The 17,360-nt window shown below is 71.7% G+C and carries 13 protein-coding genes; 10 read left to right on the top strand and 3 right to left on the bottom strand.

The features are described from left to right. Positions 1 to 4: 4 nt before the first annotated feature. From AB0H86_RS22420 to AB0H86_RS22405, 4 genes are read left to right on the top strand one after another with little or no spacing between them, the layout of a single operon-like run. On the top strand, positions 5 to 823 hold the full coding sequence (locus tag AB0H86_RS22420) for a fumarylacetoacetate hydrolase family protein (protein WP_362441312.1): 819 nt from the start codon (positions 5 to 7) through the stop codon (positions 821 to 823). After that, positions 820 to 2,040, top strand: coding sequence for an amidohydrolase family protein (locus AB0H86_RS22415; RefSeq protein ID WP_362441308.1), 1,221 nt, complete (start codon positions 820 to 822; stop codon positions 2,038 to 2,040). The genes AB0H86_RS22420 and AB0H86_RS22415 overlap by 4 nt, the downstream gene beginning before the upstream one ends. Continuing rightward, positions 2,037 to 3,500 carry a carboxylesterase family protein gene (locus AB0H86_RS22410; protein ID WP_362441305.1) on the top strand — a complete coding sequence of 488 codons (1,464 nt, stop codon included), beginning with the start codon at positions 2,037 to 2,039 and terminating at the stop codon, positions 3,498 to 3,500. The genes AB0H86_RS22415 and AB0H86_RS22410 overlap by 4 nt, the downstream gene beginning before the upstream one ends. Positions 3,501 to 3,527: 27 nt before the next feature. Next, positions 3,528 to 4,019 carry a carboxymuconolactone decarboxylase family protein gene (locus AB0H86_RS22405; RefSeq protein ID WP_362441302.1) on the top strand — a complete coding sequence of 164 codons (492 nt, stop codon included), beginning with the start codon at positions 3,528 to 3,530 and terminating at the stop codon, positions 4,017 to 4,019. Positions 4,020 to 4,025: 6 nt separating this feature from the next. Here AB0H86_RS22405 and AB0H86_RS22400 read toward each other — a convergent pair whose 3' ends face one another. Next, complete coding sequence (locus AB0H86_RS22400; RefSeq protein WP_362441300.1) at positions 4,026 to 4,997, bottom strand: alpha/beta hydrolase; 972 nt, start codon at positions 4,995 to 4,997, stop codon at positions 4,026 to 4,028. Positions 4,998 to 5,191: 194 nt separating this feature from the next. Between AB0H86_RS22400 and AB0H86_RS22395 the strand changes: the two genes are divergently transcribed. Further along, the gene (locus AB0H86_RS22395) at positions 5,192 to 5,935 is read left to right on the top strand and encodes a GntR family transcriptional regulator (RefSeq protein WP_362441297.1); all 744 of its coding nucleotides are present in this window, start codon (positions 5,192 to 5,194) and stop codon (positions 5,933 to 5,935) included. A gap of 20 nt (positions 5,936 to 5,955) precedes the next feature. Here the strand turns inward: AB0H86_RS22395 and AB0H86_RS22390 are convergent, their stop codons facing one another. Then, positions 5,956 to 6,729 carry an SDR family oxidoreductase gene (locus AB0H86_RS22390; RefSeq protein ID WP_362441295.1) on the bottom strand — a complete coding sequence of 258 codons (774 nt, stop codon included), beginning with the start codon at positions 6,727 to 6,729 and terminating at the stop codon, positions 5,956 to 5,958. 211 nt (positions 6,730 to 6,940) lie between these two features. Further along, positions 6,941 to 9,793, bottom strand: coding sequence for a M4 family metallopeptidase (locus AB0H86_RS22385; protein ID WP_362441292.1), 2,853 nt, complete (start codon positions 9,791 to 9,793; stop codon positions 6,941 to 6,943). Between the two features lie 373 nt (positions 9,794 to 10,166). Here AB0H86_RS22385 and AB0H86_RS22380 point away from each other — a divergent pair, with 373 nt between their 5' ends. From AB0H86_RS22380 to AB0H86_RS22360, 5 genes are all read left to right on the top strand, one after another. Then, positions 10,167 to 10,694 (top strand): hypothetical protein, encoded by a 528-nt coding sequence (locus tag AB0H86_RS22380; protein WP_362441289.1) that lies wholly within the window; start codon positions 10,167 to 10,169, stop codon positions 10,692 to 10,694. 407 nt (positions 10,695 to 11,101) lie between these two features. Beyond that, positions 11,102 to 13,249 carry a hypothetical protein gene (locus AB0H86_RS22375; RefSeq protein WP_362441287.1) on the top strand — a complete coding sequence of 716 codons (2,148 nt, stop codon included), beginning with the start codon at positions 11,102 to 11,104 and terminating at the stop codon, positions 13,247 to 13,249. A 98-nt stretch (positions 13,250 to 13,347) separates the two neighbouring features. Beyond that, positions 13,348 to 14,856 carry a GT4 family glycosyltransferase PelF gene (gene pelF, locus AB0H86_RS22370; RefSeq protein WP_362441284.1) on the top strand — a complete coding sequence of 503 codons (1,509 nt, stop codon included), beginning with the start codon at positions 13,348 to 13,350 and terminating at the stop codon, positions 14,854 to 14,856. Beyond that, positions 14,853 to 16,268, top strand: a complete 1,416-nt coding sequence (locus AB0H86_RS22365) for a hypothetical protein (protein WP_362441281.1) — start codon at positions 14,853 to 14,855, stop codon at positions 16,266 to 16,268. The genes pelF and AB0H86_RS22365 overlap by 4 nt, the downstream gene beginning before the upstream one ends. A gap of 88 nt (positions 16,269 to 16,356) precedes the next feature. Next, positions 16,357 to 17,358, top strand: a complete 1,002-nt coding sequence (locus tag AB0H86_RS22360) for a GDP-mannose 4,6-dehydratase (protein WP_362441278.1) — start codon at positions 16,357 to 16,359, stop codon at positions 17,356 to 17,358. Positions 17,359 to 17,360: the final 2 nt, after the last annotated feature.

The raw sequence follows: 17,360 nt of genomic DNA, 5'->3' as shown, positions 1-17,360 counted from the left end.
GTCCATGCGAATCGCCCAACTCATGGGTCACCCGGTCCTGTTGACCGATGACCGAGCTGTGGACATTCCGGCCGAACTCGCAAGCGATGTCTTCGCCCGCTGGGACGACCTGCTCGACTGGTCCACAAACGCCACCGGAGGGCGCCCCTACAGCGAGGCCGACCTCGAAGCGCCCGTCCCGTCGCCCCGCCAGATCTTCGCCGTCGCCCTCAACTACCGGCCTCACACCGCGGAGGCGGGCCACGAGGAACCCGAAGCCCCCCTGGTATTCACCAAGTTCCCGACCTGCCTCACCGGTCCGCGCACCACCATCGACCTGCCGCCCGGACACGTCGACTGGGAGCTGGAACTGGTCGCGGTCATCGGCCGTGAGGCCCGCCGGGTGCCGGTGGAGAAGGGCTGGGAGCCGGTCGTGGCGCTCACCGTCGGCCAGGACCTGTCGGAGCGGGTCGCCCAACTCGCGGGCCGACCCGCTCAGTTCTCGCTTGCCAAGTCCCACCCCGGCTTCGGCCCGATCGGCCCCGCCCTGGTCAGCCTGGACGAGCTCGACGACCGCGACGACCTGGAACTGACCTGCGAACTCAACGGCGAGATCGTCCAGCACGACCGTACGGCCGGCATGATCTTCCCGATCCCCTATCTGGTCGCGTATCTCAGCGAGTTCTGCACCCTCCTGCCGGGCGACCTCATCTTCACCGGCACACCCGCGGGCGTGGGCAACCGCCGTGTACCGCAGCGCTTCCTGACCCCCGACGACGTACTGGTCAGCCGCATCGAGGGAGTCGGCGAGATGCGGCACCGTTTCCGGAGGACGACCCCATGAGCCGCACGCTCTTCACCGACGTCCAGGTCTTCGACGGCACCGGACGCGACCCGTTCCCGGCCCAGGTGCTCGTCGAGGGCAACCGCATCACCGCCGTGGCCGACCGGATCCCGCGCGACCGGCGCACGGGGGCCCGGGTGATCGACGGTGGCGGCGGCACCCTGCTCCCCGGACTCGTCGACGCGCACGCCCACCTGGGCTTCGGCTCCACCGTCGAACACGTCTCGAAGCGCCGCGACGAACCCGACGAGGAGAAGGCGCTACTCGTCGCACACGCCGGACGCGTCCTGCTCGACCACGGCATCACCAGCGCCTACTCCGGCGGGAACCGGCTGCCCCGCACGGAGATCGCCGCCCGCAAGGCCTTCGCCGAGGGCTGGATGCCCGGACCACGTCTGAAGGCCGCCTCCTGGGAGGGCAGCGCGGGCATGGTCGAGCCCGGCGTCTACGACTTCCCGGGCGTCGACTCCCGCGCCTGCGACCCGGACTCGGTGTCCCGCTTCGTCACCGACATGGCCGAACTCGGCGTCGATATCGTCAAGTTGTCGCTCTCCGGAGAGAGCGCGGTCGTCCAGGGCACCTCGCGGATCGTGCAGTTCACGGACGAGGAGGTCGCCGCCGCGGCAGGGGCCGCCGACAAGCACGGTGTCTGGCTCACCGCGCACGCGCACGCCGCCGAGTCGATCAAGATGGCGGTACGGCACGGCATCAGAGCCGTCTACCACTGCACCTTCGCCGACGAAGAGGCCCTGGACCTCCTCGAAGCCGCTCGCGACCGCGTCTTCGTCGCCCCGACCCCCGGCATCATTCACGCCAACCTGCACGAGGCCGGCAGCGAACCCGAGCCGGGCATGGAGGTCGAGGCCACCGCGGAGGCGGTACGCCGGGTAGTGCCCGAGCTGGTCCGGCGGGGCGTGCGTGTCGTCCCCGGCGGGGACTACGGCTTCGCGTGGAACCCCGTCGGCCGCAACCTCCGCGACCTCGAACTCTTCGTCGACTGGTTCGGCTTCACCCCGGCCGAGGCGCTGCGCGCCGCGACAATGTACGGCGGCCAGATCATGGGCATGGAGGACGAACTCGGCCTGATCCGGCCGGGATTCCTCGCGGACCTGGTACTCGTCGACGGCGATCCGCTGGAGGAGATCGGCATTCTCCAGGACCGCGACCGACTGGCGGCGATCATGAAGGACGGCACTCTGCACAAGGCCCGGTCGTGATCCGGGCCCGTACGAGCGCCGGACGGGTCGTGGGGGAGCGGGACGGCGAAGTGGCGGTCTTCCGGGGCATCCCCTTCGCCGAGCCGCCCGTCGGCGAGCTCCGCTGGCGGCCGCCCCGGCCCGCCGCCCGCTGGGACGGCGAGCGGTGGGCGTACGACTTCGGACCCGCGCCCCTCCAGCCGCAGCCGCCGCGCGACTCGATCATGTACCAGACCAACTTCGCCGACCGGCGGGCGCTGGTGATGAGCGAGGACTGCCTCTACCTCAACGTGTGGACCCCCGACCCGGCACGCGCGGCCGGACTGCCGGTCATGGTCTGGATCCACGGCGGCGGCAACCGCTACGGCCATGGCGGCCAGGAGATCCACAACGGCCACGCGATGTCCCGACGCGGACTCGTCGTCGTGACCCTGAACCACCGGCTCGGCTCGCTCGGCTTCCTCGCCCACCCCGACCTGGCCGCCGAGGACGACCGGGGCGCGTCCGGGAACTACGGGCTGCTGGACATCGTCGCCGCCCTGACCTGGGTCCGGGAGAACATCGCGGCGTTCGGCGGCGACCCCGACCGGGTGACCCTCGCCGGCAACTCCGCCGGAGCCGCCCACATCTGCCACCTCATGGCCTCGCGGGCGGCCCGACCGCTCTTTCGCGCGGCCGTCGGGCAGAGCGCGTCGGGCGTCGGGCGCGCCGAAGGGCCACTCGTCGAGCAGGATGACGCACTGAAGCAGGGGCTGCGCTGGGCCGAGGCGTTCGGCGACCGTGACATCGGGGGACTGCGGCGGCTCGACGGCGTCGAACTCGTGCTGCGGGACCACTTCGGCCCTGTCGTCGACGGGCGTGTGCTGACCGAGGCCAGCGACGAGGTCTTCGACGCCGGGCGGCAGCATGCCGTACCGCTGCTGGTCGGCAGCAACACCGACGAGGGCTCCGTGTACGCCACCCCGGATGCTCTCCGTCGCCTGCCGGTGGAGCCCGGCACCGACGAGCTGTATCCCGTACGTGACCTGGAAGAGGCCCGGCGGACGGCACGGCGTTTCACCGGGGAGAGCCGCTTCACCCACCCGGTGTGGCGATGGGCCATGGCGCACCGGGAGACCGCACCGACCTGGCTGTACCACTTCACCCGCACGCCCCCGCTGCCGCCCGGCCTGGAGCTGACGCCCCCGCGCGACGGACTTCCGGACTACGGCGTGTTCCACACCGCCGAACTGCCCTACGCCCTGGACAACTTGGACCGACGTCCCTGGCCCTGGAGCGAGACCGACCGCGAACTCGCCCGCACCATGGCGGACACCTGGGCCCGCTTCGTCGAGACGGGTGACCCCAACGATGGCGCGCTGCCCGTGTGGCCCGTCTTCACCAGCAGCGAGGCGATGGTCTTCGGAGAGACCGTGCGCACCGGCCAGGTCGAACGGCTCGACGCGATGCGGCTGCTGGCCCGCTGCCCCCGCCCTCTGTGACCCCTCGTGATCCCGGAAAGGTCTCGCATGGCACGACTCCCCGACACCGAAGGCACCGGCGACATCGCCCACCGCATCCGCGACCGCAGGGGCGGGGCACTGCGCCCCCTCGACCGCATGCTGCTGCACAGCCCGCAGCTCGCCGACGGCTGGAACAGCCTGCTGGGCGCGGTGCGCGGCCGTATGGAACTCCCCGCCGACATCCGTGAGTCGGTGATCCTGCGGATCGCGGTGCTCAACCGCGCCCCGTACGAGTGGACGGCACACGAGCCCGAGGCACGCAGGGCCGGAATCGACGACGACCAGCTCGCCGAGCTGCGCCGCCCGGCGCCCGACCTCGACGAGCGGCTTCGGCGGGTCATCGCCTACACCGATGCGATGACCCGCGACATCCACGTCCCCGACGAGTTGTTCGACGCCCTCCGTGCCGACTTCACCGACGCCGAACTCGTCGAACTGACGGCGACCGTGGCGGCGTACAACATGGTGTCCCGCTTCCTGGTCGCCCTGGACGTCTGAGCCGCTCTAGGAACGGCCCGCGCGGTGCCGCCCGACGAAGCTCAGCAGTAGCCGGTTCCACACCGCCGGCTGCTCCCAGTGCGGGTTGTGGCCCGCCTCGCGAACGACGTGGGTCCTGACGTCCCGGAGGTGTCCGGCGTTCAGGCGCATGATCGAGGGCGGGCTGTACAAGTCCGCGTCCCCGGTGATGAGTTGGACGGGCAGGGTCAGTGTCTCCAGCGCCGACCAGGTGATCGTGTGCGCGAGGGACTGCGCGAAGGCGTCGGAGGTCCTGGCGCGGGAGTTGATCTCCAGCCAGGCCGCGACGCCGCTACGGTCACCGCCGCGGTAGGAGGGGCCGAGTTCCTTGAAGTCGACCGGCATGTCGCCGAACGGGTCGGGCTGGAGCGCCGAGGTCAGCTCCTCGTACTCCGTGTCCATGACGCCCATGACGCTGCCGGAGACCGTGAGGCTGTGCAGCCGGTCCTCGTACGAGAGCGCGTAGTCGATCGACACCGGGCCGCCGGCCGCCGAGCCGGACAGATGGAAGCGGTCCAGGCCCAGGTGATCCGCGAGGGTGTTGAGGTCCCCGGAGGCGGTGTCGGCCTCCGCCTTGGTGCCCGCCACCGAGTTGTACGCCCCGCGCCGCGAGTAGCCGATGACCCGCAGACCCGCGCCGGCGAGCACCGGCTGCTGGTGCGGCCAGCTCTCGCCGCTGCCGGATCCGGGGTGCAGCAGCACGACGGGCTCGCCGTCGCCACCGGTGTCCCAGCACCACAGGCTGCCGCCCCCGGACACCGGTACCGAGTACTCGGTGACCGGGACCTGCTCAGGTATCGGCACAGGCACCCACGGCTCACCGGCGGAGGCGGAGGCGGACGCGGTCGCGGCCTCGGCCGTCCCGCGGAGCGCCCCGGTCGACGCGATCGTGGCCAGCGCGGCGCCACCGACCACGGAGCGTCTGGTGAGGGCCGACCCGTTCGTGTGACCGCGCCTCATGGATCCTCGTTCCTTCATGATTCCTCGTTCCTTCGGTGATTCACGCGGAAGATCTTGAGCTCTGTCGACAGGAAGCAGGATTCGCCCCCGAAGCCACCCACTGGGCTGGGTCAAGGGGTGAGATAGTGTCGACACCGTTGCATTGCCTGTGAGTCCGGATCAGGCAGCCCCGATCAGGCAGGGAGAAGCGCCGCATGACCGATCAGGACACGCACTTCGTGCTGGAGCGCCTCCTGCGGTTGCGGGACCGGCGCGAGCCGCTGGTCGCGCAGATCGCCGAATGGGTCGGTGCCGGCATCATCGAAGGGCGGCTGGAGCCCGGGCAGGACCTCAACAGCGTCGACCTGTCACGCCGGTTCGACACCAGCCGTACGCCGGTCCGGGAGGCGCTGATGCTTCTCGAACAGGAGGGCCTGGTCGAGATGAAGGCGCGCCGCAGGCCCCGCGTCGCCGCGCCCTCCCTGCAGGACATCCGAGACATCTACCAGGTGCGCAAGCAGCTTCTGTCGATGCTCGCCGGCCTGCTGGTCGAGCGCGCCGGTGACGAGGAGCTGTCCGAGCTGCGCACCCGGGTCGAACGGATGCGGAAACTGGCCGACGGCGGTGACGTGGACTCGTATTTCTGGAGCCATGTGCTGCTCCAGGAGCGGATGACCGAGATCGTTGGCAACGCCACCCTGAAGCAGATCCTGGATTCGCTCGCCCTGCGCACGCTGATGCTGCGGCACCTGAGCCTGACCCGGGTCGGCCGGCTCGCCTACAGCATCGACGACCAGGAGCGGCTGCTGCAGGCCTGCGAGGAGCGCGACGGGGAGCTCGCCTCCGCACTGATCGCGGGAGCGACCGTGCGGGCCCTGCGGGCGGTCGAGGAGCAGCTGGAACAGGATGTGACGGCACCCGAGCGCAAGCCCGCCCGCAGGCGCCGGGCCGCTTCCTGAGCGACGCGTCCGCACCTGGCTCACCTGGCCAGCACCCCGCCGTCCACGGGGAAGTCGGCGCCCGTCACCCACGCCGCCTCGTCCGACGCCAGATAGACCGCGCACCAGGCGATGTCCTCGGGCGTCCCGACCCGCCCCAGGGGGATACGGGCGAGCAGTGCCTGCCGGGCCGGCCCCTCGTGGGCGCCGGCGGACTCGGTGGCGGGTGTGCGCACCATGCCGGGCGACACGGTGTTGGCGCGGATGCCCGACGGGCCGCCCTCCACGGCGAGTTGGCGGGTCATCCCGAGGACGGCCGACTTGCCCGCACAGTGCGCGACCATCCCGAAGGTCCCGCTGCCCCGGAAGGCGTTCACCGAGGCGAAGTTGACGATCGAGCCGCCTCCCGAGGCCTCCATGTGCGGCCATACGGCCTGTACGGGCAGGAACACCACATCGATCTCCCCACGCAGGGTGGGCGCCCACTGCGTACCGAAGTCCATCGCGGCGGCCGTCGCCAGGTGCGGGGCGATGGCGCCCGCCGTCACCAGGACGTCGATCCGGCCGTGCCGTTCGTGCGCCTCGTCCGCGAAGCGCCGGGCGTCGGCCGGGACGGTCATGTCGAGCGGCGCGAGCACCTCGACGGCGAGCCCCCGGTCGGCGGCCGCCTTGCGCGTGCGTTCGGCCGCGGCCGGGTCGAGGTCGCAGCCGACGACGGTCGCGCCCTGCTCGGCGAAGAGCAGAGCGCATCCCTGGCCGATCCCGGCGCCCGCGCCGGTGACGAGGGCGACTTTCCCGGAGAGCCTGCCGGTCACATGGACCCCCTTGATGAGGCAGTCGTACGCGACCGCGACGCGGCTCGCCCCTCCTTCCTAGTGTCGACACTATGGGCTAGTCAAGAGTTATGGAGCGTCAGAAGGTCTCTCCTGTCGACAGTTTGCTGGGTTGGTGCATGAGTGACTCTCCAGAGAGGTGCTCGGCCCGCCGGGCGGACGCCCGGCGGGCCGCCGTCCGTATCCGCTCGGTTCAGTCGCAGGTGCCGCTGGGCCGTGTGCGCGTCACCACGTTGCTGATGCCGGTGGTCGCGTCGAGCCACAGTACCTGGGTGCCGGCCGCCGCGGCCGCCGACAGCTGCTCGCCCCGGTTGCAGGAGACCCGGCTCCTGCGCACGTCGTCGCCGCTGCCCGTCGGCGCGAACTGCCAGAGCTTGGCCAGGTACTCGTTGCGGTACTCGGGGACCGGCGTCCGGGCGACCATCGTCACGGCCTCCTCGGAGGCGGTCACAGCGGAGACGTTCAAGGCCTGCGGGCCGGTCTCCGGGCTGAGGTCCGTGACGCCCGAACCGTCGAGACCCGCACGGCGCAGGGCCGTCACGCCGTTCTGCCCGATCTCGTCGAGCAGCCAGTAGACATGCTTGCCGGTGACGGCCGTCGGGCCCAGGCTGGTGCCCGCGGCGGCCTGCTGGATCACGCTTTCCACGCCGGTCGCCACATCGACCACCCTGGTGGTCGACTCGTACACCGCGCGGACTCGCTGCCTGTCCTGGTAGACGACCTTGCCGTTGCTCAGCGAAGGGAAGGTGGCCTGATGGTAGGTGCCGCCGCCGATCGAGACCTTGTTCGCCGGGTCCTTCAGGCTCAGGTAGGCCACGCCCGCTCGTGAGCCCTGGTTGCTGTAGGCGAAGACCACGACGTCACCTTCGACGTCCAGCGAGCTGCCCACGCTCCGGCCGTGCCACAGGACCTTCACCGGCCCGCCCGCGAGGGGCCGCGCGAGGATGTCCACTCCGGCCGCCCCGTGCGCCTGCCACACCACCGTCTTCCCGTCGGTGGCCGGATTGGTGTGATAGCGGCCGTCGTTGGGGCTCATCAGCTTCAACTGCCCCGTGCCGTCCGTGCGTCCGGCCCACACCGAGTACGGCTCGGAGCCCTTCTCGTCGGACGTGGCGGCCGCCCACCAGCCGCCGCCGGCGCCCAGATGCGAGCCCGTGGTGTTGACGCGCTCGATCAGCAGGTCGGAGTCGAGGCCCAGGGCCAGCTCCCAGTTGGGCACGATGCCGTGGGCGTTGAAGGCCCGCTGGACGGCCGTGAGGTCCTGGCCCGTCACGTTCAGGGCCTTGGCGGCGGCGATCACCGCGGCCCGCCCCTCGGTGAAGCCGTCGATCGGGGTGAGGTACTCCGTGAGCGCCTTGTACACGATCCGGTCGGCGAGCGCGGGGTCGAGGTCCTCGCGGATGTCCCACAACGCGCCGGAGAAGAGGGTGGAGTTGAGATGGACGCCACCGTTGTCGGTGCCGAATCCCACACCGAGGAAGGACTTCGCGGTGGTCCGCCCGTCGTTCATGTCACGGATCGCGCACTCGCGCGGGGACTTGGTCCGGCACAGCGTCTCGCCCAGCAGACCGGTGTCCGGGTCGTCCATGGGCAGGCCGTACGCGTCCGCCTCGATGGCGTTGCCGAAGTAGTCCGCGATCGCCTCGTTCATGGCCCCGGACTGGCCCGCGTAGACGAGGTCGGCGGAGTGCTCGATGACGCCGTGGGTCATCTCGTGGCCGACGACGTCCAGTCCGGCGGCGAGCGGACGGTACTCGTCGTCGCCGTTGCCGTAGACCATCTTCTGGCCGTCCCAGAAGGCGTTGACGTACGGCTGCCCGTAGTCGGTCACGCCGACGAGGGAGTTGATCTCCATGCCCCGCCCGTCGAGGCTGTCCCGGCCGTGCTCGGCCTTGTAGTAGTCGTACACCTGCCCGGCGGCCCAGTGCGCGTCCACCGCGCCCGCCTCGGTCGCCTCGGTGCCGAAGGCCGGGGTGGGCGAGGCGAACTCCTGTATGTCCCCGGGCCAGACGCCCGACACCTCACTGGCCCACTTGCCGCGCGCGTCCCAGGTGGCGAGGACGTGCTCGGGGTCGCTCTGGATGCGGGAGCGGTCACGCAGGACGTAGGCGCCGCGCGTCTCGTCATGGGTGACTTGCAGTTCTACGGTCCTGCCGTCCAGTTTCACGCCGGAGCCCACCTCGGCGGGGGCGGGTTCCTGGGCCAGGCGGCTCGCCGGGTTCGGGTCGCCGGCCGTCGTCCCGGGTGCGCCGAACGTCCGGATACCGCTGTACTGGAGGACCGGATACCCGGCCTGCGCGTCGATGTAGACCTCGCGCAGCACCGGCTCGCCGCGTCCCGGGTCCTCGCCCCGCACGGTGATGTGCCGGGCGAGAACGCCCGTACCGGTGGGCAGGACGACCAGGCCGTGGGAGGTGCCGGTCAGATTCGGCTCGTCCTCCGGGTCCGTTCCGCGGGCCGTGAAATCCCGCTCGCCGAGCTCGGTCAGCACGGCGTCGACCGCCCGCTCGACCGCGAGCGCGTCGTCGACCTCGGCCGTCGTGCCGGTCCGCAACCCGGTGAAGTACTTGCCCGAGGTGCCGGTGACGACCCGTGCGCCGTCCCGCTTCTCCATCCGTACGACGTACTGGCCGCCCAGGACAGGGACGCCGTGGTGCTTCTGCCGCAGCCGCACGGTCTCCCGGCCGTCGGACGTGGTGGTTCCCACGGGCTCCAGGTCACGCCCCGGGTCGGCGATCCGGTAACGGTCCTGCCGCGCGTCGAGGTAGGCGCGTGCCGCGCCCGCCGCGTCCCGCGCCGTCGGCGCTTTCTCCCGGATGCCGTCCACCAGCGCGGGTGTCGCGGTCTGTTGGCCCGGTATGACCTCTCCCGGGCTCGGCGGCGGTGCCGCTTGTCCCGTGGCCGCTTGTCCCGTGGCCGCGTCGGCGGGGACCGCCGAGACGACGAGTGCGGCGACGCCGATCAGCGCCGCCGCACCCGAAATGCCGCTTCTTCGTGCTCTGGATAACCCTGTCGGTCTCTGCGAACTCGCTCTGGACTGACGCACAGTCCCCCCATCCCCGAAGGATCCGTACCGGCGGCGGTCCGCCGCCGGGCAGGGCCATGGAACCTGGCGATGCGTCGAAACATCAACGGGGCGAACGTTTCCACAGATGACTTCCGGCCCTCGGCCGGGGAGGGAGCCGTCGGGTCCGATACGCGCCATTAGCATCCGCCCGCACCACCCGGCCGTCGCGCACCACCGGCCCCGTCGACCCATCCCGGCACACCCCCGTTGCCGTGCGCCTTTACGGGCACCCCGGCGGCCGCACGAGTTCATCACGCGGCCTTCACGGGGCGCACACTTTCGGCCGGGCGGTGTCGGGTACGCCGCCGCCGGGGCAGACGGTGTGCTCGCCGGATGCCTAGCCTTCCAGGCCATGCGATCACCACTGATGAGGCGCTTCGGCCTCGGCGCCGTCCTCGCCCTCGCCCTCGCCGTGTTCGGTCTGGCCCCCAGTGCGAGCGCGGCCGACCCGGCACCGGCCGAGCTGACGTTCGCCACCGACAGCGCCACCACCACGCCCGGCGGCACGGTGAACCTGTCGATGACGATCACCAACAACAAGACCTACGACATCTGGTTCGTGTATCAGACCATCGAACCGACATGGCTGACCACCCAGCGCCCCGACCTGAAGTACAGCTTCACCGGCTGCAGCCTGGCCACGGCCGCCGGCCCCACCCCGTGCTCCGGAACCGGCCCCGCCAACCTCGGCACCAACTACGGCGCCACCGTCCCGCCCGGCCAGAGCCGCACCGTCACGCTGACGCTCCAGGTGGCCGCCGACTCCGGCTGCAACGGCAACATCGCCTTCTACTCGTACTACTACGCCGAGTTCAGCGACACCACCAACGCCAGCGGCGGTCCGGTCTACACGCCCGAAACGCGAGTACTGTGTGCCTGACGGCTCGCAGAGAGCATGTTCGAGCGTAGTCAGTGTGACCTAAAATCGGCCTGTGACCAGGTGTGCACTCCGGTATGGACCACTGGCACTCCGCCCGGCGGGCCCCAGCGGTCCGCCGGTGCGCCGCGCCTTGCCCGACCAGCGCTCAGAGCCCTCGCGTCCAGCGGGCCACACCTGCCCCCCTGATGGAAAAGCGCCCAACTTGGTTGCGTAATCGACCTGTTGAACGCCTGCGCTTTTCCGTCATGTTTCGCAGCATGACCACGAAAGCCACACATCTGCATCACTATGTGACGCGACGGATGCGTCGGCGACCGGCTCCTGAGGGGGATGCCGGCGTCACGCGAGGGGGTGCCTCCGCTCCACGGAGCCGTGCTCACCCCTGCCCGGGGAGGGGACTTCACCGCATGAAGCGGAGCATACGTACGACCGCGCTCACGGTGGGCGCGCTCGTCGCCGCGGTCGGCCTGCCGGCCGGCGCGGCCCAGGCCGCCGACGCCACACCCCGCATCGATCTGCGGGTGCTGGTGGTGAGCGACGGCGGCCCGTCCACCGACGCCATCGCGGAGGAACTGGCCACGGCCGGAACGCCGTACACCGAGATCGACCTCACGCAGTCCGGCCGGCCCGTGATCGACGCCGGCTTCCTCGCGGACACCGTCGACGGCCGGCCGCGCGCCAAGTTCCAGGCCGTCGTGCTGCCCAACGACAACCCGTTCACCGCCGGTTCGACCGAGATGGCGGCGCTCGCGACGTACGAGCAGACGTACGCCGTCCCCCAGGTCGACGCCTACACCTACGCGCGTCCAGAAGCGGGTTTGCAGTACCCGGCCTTCGGCGGCTACTCGGGCAGCGTCGACGGAGTGCAGGCCTCGGTGACCTCCGCCGGCCGGGCGGGCTCCTTCGGCTACCTCGACGGCACGGTGCCCTTCGAGGACAACGACCCGGCCGTGGGCGAGAGTTACGCCTATCTGTCGACGCCCGTGACGGGCGCCGACTTCACCTCGTACGTCGACGCCCCGATCCCCGGGCGGTCGACACGCGGCTCGCTGGTGGGCGAGTACCGGCACGACGGGCGACGCGAACTCGTCGTCACGTTCGTCTACAACCAGTACCAGCAGCAGTTCCGGCTGCTGGCCCGAGGCATCGTCGAGTGGATGACCGGCGGCGTCCACCTCGGCGCCTCCCGCAACTACTTCGCCGTGCACGTGGACGACGTGTTCGCCGCCGACGACCGCTGGAACAGCACCCTCAACTGCACGCCCGGCGACGTCGACTGCACCGACCCCGACGTCACGCCCGACCCGATCCGCATGACGCCCGCGGACGTCGACCAGGCCATCTCCTGGCAGAACAGCCGTGGCCTCACCCTCGACCTCGCCTACAACGCCGTCGGCAGCGTCAACCAGCGCGAGGACAACAACGGCGTCGACGAACTCGCCGACAAACTGATCGCGGACCGCGACGCGTTCCGCTGGGTCAACCACACCTACTCGCACCCCTTCCTGGGCTGCGTGCAGGACACCACGGTGGTGCCCTGGAAGTGCGCCACCAACGCCGACGGCAGCACCCAGTGGGTCAGTCGCACGGAGATCTCCGACGAGATCGCCACCAACCGGGTGTGGGGCCAGACCGCCGGACTCCCCCTGGAAAACGACGAGTTGGTCACCGGCGAGCACTCCGGCATGAAGGTGCTGCCGCAGCAGCCCGAGGACAACCCCAACCTGGCGCTCGCCCTCGACGACAACGACATCAGCTGGCTCGGCTCGGACAACTCCCGTGACCCCGCCCAGCGTCAGCTCGGCCCCGCCACCACCGTCCCCCGCTACCCGATGAACATCTTCTACAACGCGGGCCGGGCCGCCGACCAGGTCGACGAGTACAACTGGATCTACACCAGCCGCGCCCAGGGCGGCAGCGGCATCTGCGAGGACAACCCGGCCACCACGACGTGTCTGTCGGCACCGCTGGACACGGCCACCGGCTACACCGACCACATCGTGCCCCTGGAGAAACGCATCGCCCTCGGACACGTCCTGGCCAACGACCCCAAGCCGCACTTCATCCACCAGTCCAACCTGGCCGAGGACCGCATCGCCTACCCGGTACTGGACGGCGTCCTCGACGGCTACGACGCCCTGTTCGCCGACAACACCCCCGTGGTGAACCTGCGGATGAAGGACATCGGCACCGAACTCCAGCGCAGAGCCGCCTGGCAGGCCGCCCTGAACGACGGCCAGATCACCGCCTACCGCATCGGTGACGCGGTGACCGTCGAGGCACCGGACGGCCTCGCCGTGACCGCGACCGCGCCCACCGGCACCACCCTGGGCGGCGCCGCCTTCGGCTCGGCGTACGCGGGCGGGACATCCGGCTGGACGCCCTCCGCGGGCACCCCGCTCGACCTCACCCTGCCGGCGTCCGCCACGGCACCGGCCACCGAAACCGTCGCCCCCACCGAGGCCGTCGCCCCCACCCCGGCCACCGACCCCGCGCCGGACACCCGCGTCCCGGCCGGCGTGATCGAACAGGTTCCGTACCCCGCGGACAACTGAACGGCGCACCTCCCCAAGGACCGAACCGCGGTCCCGGCCGCCGACCGTGGCCGGGACCGGTACGAACCACCCCCACACCTCGGCCGTGGAGCACATCGATGCACGTTCCCCACGGCGCGCGACGCCCCGGCGCAACGCGCGTCACCCTGCTCACCGAAGGCACCTACCCACACAGCCATGGCGGCGTGAGCGTCTGGTGCGACCAACTCGTCCAGGGCATGCCCGACTTCGACTTCGACGTCCTCGCCGTCACCGGCACCGGACGCGAACCCGTCGTCTGGGACCTGCCCGCCCAGGTGGCGCGGGTCCTGTCCGTCCCCATGTGGGGCGCCCCGCCCGAGGGCCGCGCGCCCCGGGGCCGCGCCCGCTCCCAACTCGCCGCCGCCTACGAACAGTTCCTGACCGCGCTGCTCGACCCGCGCGCCGAGGACGGGTTCCCGCCCGCCCTGTACGCCATGGCGCGAGCCGCGGCGGACGGCACGCTGAGCCCGTTCCTGCGCGGCGACCGGGCCGTCACCATCCTGGCCGAGGTGTGGAACCGGCCGGGCCTCGCGGTGCGTGAGGCCGGTCCCACGCTGCACGACGCGCTCACCGCGACCGCCCTGCTGGAACACGCCCTGCGCCCGCTGGCCGCACCGCTGCCGCGGAGCGGGGTCGCGCACGCCGTCAGTGGCGGGGTCGCCGCCCTGCCCGGCCTCGCCGCGCTCGAACAGCACGGGGTACCCCTGCTGTTGACCGAGCACGGCGTCTATCTGCGCGAGCGCTACCTCGGCTACCGCACCGCCCCCTACCGCTGGCCGGTGAAGGCCGTCGTCCTCGGCTTCTTCCGGCTGCTGGCGGAGGAGAGCTACCGCCGGGCGGCCCTGATCACGCCCGGCAACCGTTACAACCGGCTGTGGGAGGAACAGGGCGGCGCCGACCCGGAGGCGATCCGCACGGTCTACAACGGCGTGGACCCGGCCGCGTTCCCGCCGGCCGGCCCCGAGCCACAGTCGCTCACCCTCAGCTGGGCGGGCCGGGTCGACCCCATCAAGGACCTGGAGACCCTCATCCGGGCCTTCTCCCTCGTACGGGCCCAACTACCGGGCACCAGGCTGCGGTTGTTCGGCGGGACACCACGCGGCGGAGAGGGCTACCGGGAACGCTGCGAGGCGCTGGCCGCCGAACTCGGGCACGCGGACGCGGTCACCTTCGAAGGCCGCGTCGACGACATCAAGGACGCCTACGCGGCCGGCAACGTGGTCATGCTCTCCAGCATCAGCGAGGGCTTCCCGTTCACCCTGATCGAGGCCATGTCGTGCGGGCGGGCCACCGTCTCCACCGATGTGGGCGGAGTACGGGAGGCCGTCGGCGACACCGGGCTCGTCGTACCACCGCGTGATCCGGCGGCGATGGCGGCGGCCGCGCTGGAACTGCTCCGCGATCCCGCACGGCGCCGGGCGATGGGGGAGGCGGCGCGGCTGCGGGTGATCGAGCAGTTCACCCTGCGGCAGACCATCGACACCTTCCGCGCCATCTACCTCGAACTGCCCACGCTCGAACGGCGGTCGAAGCCCACGGCGGCCACCTCTCAGGCGCTCGCGCCGGTGACCACGGTGGCCGGATGAGCGGGCCGATATCCCTCGAACCCGGCGGCGCCGAACAGGACACCCTGGCACTGCGGCTGGCCGAGCCCCGCCCGCCGCGCCGCCGCCCGCGCTGGGCCCTCGACGACACCACGCTCGCCATCCGGCTGCCGGGGCACGGCCCCGACGAGGAGGCGGTCAGCGCACTGGCCGCCGAACTCGCCGACCGTGTCGGCCCCGCCGTCCACCCCTACGAGGTCGCCGCACTGCTGGAGGCGGAGGGCCTGTCCGCCTCCGTCATCAATGAGCGCTACGGCCACCCGAACCTGTTCTCGCTGGCCTCCGCCCTGTACGAACGGGTACCGCGCACCTTCCCGGAGCCCGCGCCGACGGCCGACCCCTGGCGCCCGGACACCGTGCGCTGCCTCCTGCGCGGGGTGCTGTTCGCGCTGCCCGGGCTCGCCTACGTGCTGACCTCGCCGCTCTGGAACTTCGAAGGACACTCCTCGGCCCTGATCGTGGCCGGACTCGTCTCCTGGGCCTGGGGACAGGCCCTCGGCCACCGGGCCCACCTGCGGATGGCCACCGGCAGACGGGAGGCGGGCCGTACGCTCCTGGCCGGCGCGCCCGCGGGCGCGGCGGTGGCCACGGCCGTCGCCGCGCTGCCCGCCGGGGGCGGCCCGGTGACGCTGGTGGCGGCCGCGCAGTCGGCGTACCTCGCGGCGGCCGGCGTCCTGCTGGTGCTGGGCCGGGAACGGCTGCTGCTGGCCGCGCTCAGCCCTCTGGCCGCCGGCACCGCCGTGCTGCCGTGGTGGGAGCCGGGCTCCCTGCTGCGGGCCGGGCTGCCGCTGCTGGCGCTGCTCGCCACACTCGCCGTCACCGGCCGGGCCCTGTGGACCGTCCTCGCCGTCCCCGCTGCCTCCGGTGCCACCCGGCCAGGCCTGCTGTGGTCCCTGCCGTACGGCCTGTTCGGGCTGGCGGCGGGGGTGCTGGTCCTGCTGGAGGGGCGACAGGAGCCGTACGCGGTGATCGTGCTGACCGTGAGCATGGGGCCGGCCGAGTGGCTGCTGTACCGCTACCGCGGCCTGTCGGTCGCCGCCCTGCGCGCCACCGCGACGCCCGCCGGGTTCCTGCTCCGCTCGGCCGGCATCCTCGCCCTCTGTCTTGTCGGCTACCTCCTGCCGCTGCTCCCCGCGGCCCTGCTCACCGGCGCCGAACCGGCCACCCTGCTACTGCTCGCGGCAGCCCTGTGGACCGCGCTGCTGCTCCAGGCGTTCGGGGTGGCCTGGCCCTCGGCCGCGATCTCCCTCACCGCCGCCGGCGGCGCAGGCACGGTCACCCTGCTGCACCTCCCACCGGGCCCGACGGCGCTGCCGCTGGCCTGCGCCGCGGCGGCGCTGTGTCTGTCGGGGTGTGCGCTGTGGTTCCTCGGACGGCCCGCCCCGCACGTCTGACCCCCCGGTCGACAGCCCCGACCTCCCGGCCGAACCCCGCACGATCCCCTGCTCCACCCACGCGCAACCAACCGGAAGGACACCCGAGTTGACCTCCGCACCGCTCGCCGCCGTCACCGGAGCCGAGGGTTTCATCGGCTCACACCTCACCGAGGCACTGGTCGCCTCCGGACACCGGGTCAGAGCCATGGCCCAGTACAACTCGTTCTCCTCCTACGGCTGGCTGGAGACCCTGCACCCCGACGTCCTGGACCAGGTGGAGATCGTCCTCGGCGACGTCCGGGACCCCGGCTCGGTCCGCGGCCTGCTCGAAGGGGCCGACGTCGCCTACCACCTGGCCGCCCTGATCGCGATCCCGTACTCGTACCAGGCGCCGCACAGCTATGTGGACACCAACGTCACCGGCACCCTCAACGTGCTGGAGGCGGTACGCGCGCTCGGCACGCCCCGGCTGGTGCACACCTCCACCAGCGAGACGTACGGCACCGCGCGGACCGTGCCCATCACCGAGGACCACCCCATCAACACCCAGTCGCCGTACGCCGCTTCGAAGGCGGGCGGGGACCGGCTCGCCGACAGCTACCACGCCAGCTTCGACACCCCCGTCGTGACTCTGCGGCCGTTCAACACCTTCGGGCCCCGCCAGTCGATGCGCGCGGTCATCCCCACCGTGATCGGCCAGGTGGCCGCGGGGGAACGCACCATCACCCTCGGCGACCTGCGTCCCACCCGGGACTTCACCTTCGTCAAGGACACCGCGCAGGCCTTCCTCGCCGTCGGCACCGCGCCCGCCGAACAGGTCGTGGGCCGCACCCTCAACGCCGGTACGGGCGGGGAGATCTCCGTCGGCGACCTGGTCGCGCTGATCGGCAAGGTGATGGACACCGCCCTCGACGTCCGCGCGGACCCCCAGCGCATCCGGCCCGCCAACTCCGAGGTGATGCGGCTGGTCGCGGACGCGAGCCGGCTCACCGCCGCCACCGGCTGGCGGCCCGCCCACACCCTGGAGGAAGGGCTCGCGCACACCGTGGAGTTCTTCGGCGACCCGGCCAACCTGGCCCGCTACAAGACCGGCATCTACAACATCTGACC

This window comes from Streptomyces sp. NPDC050997 (genome assembly GCF_040660135.1).
In the GTDB taxonomy this organism is placed as follows: Bacteria; Actinomycetota; Actinomycetes; order Streptomycetales; family Streptomycetaceae; genus Streptomyces.
This window is presented reverse-complemented; position numbering and strand designations above follow the sequence as displayed.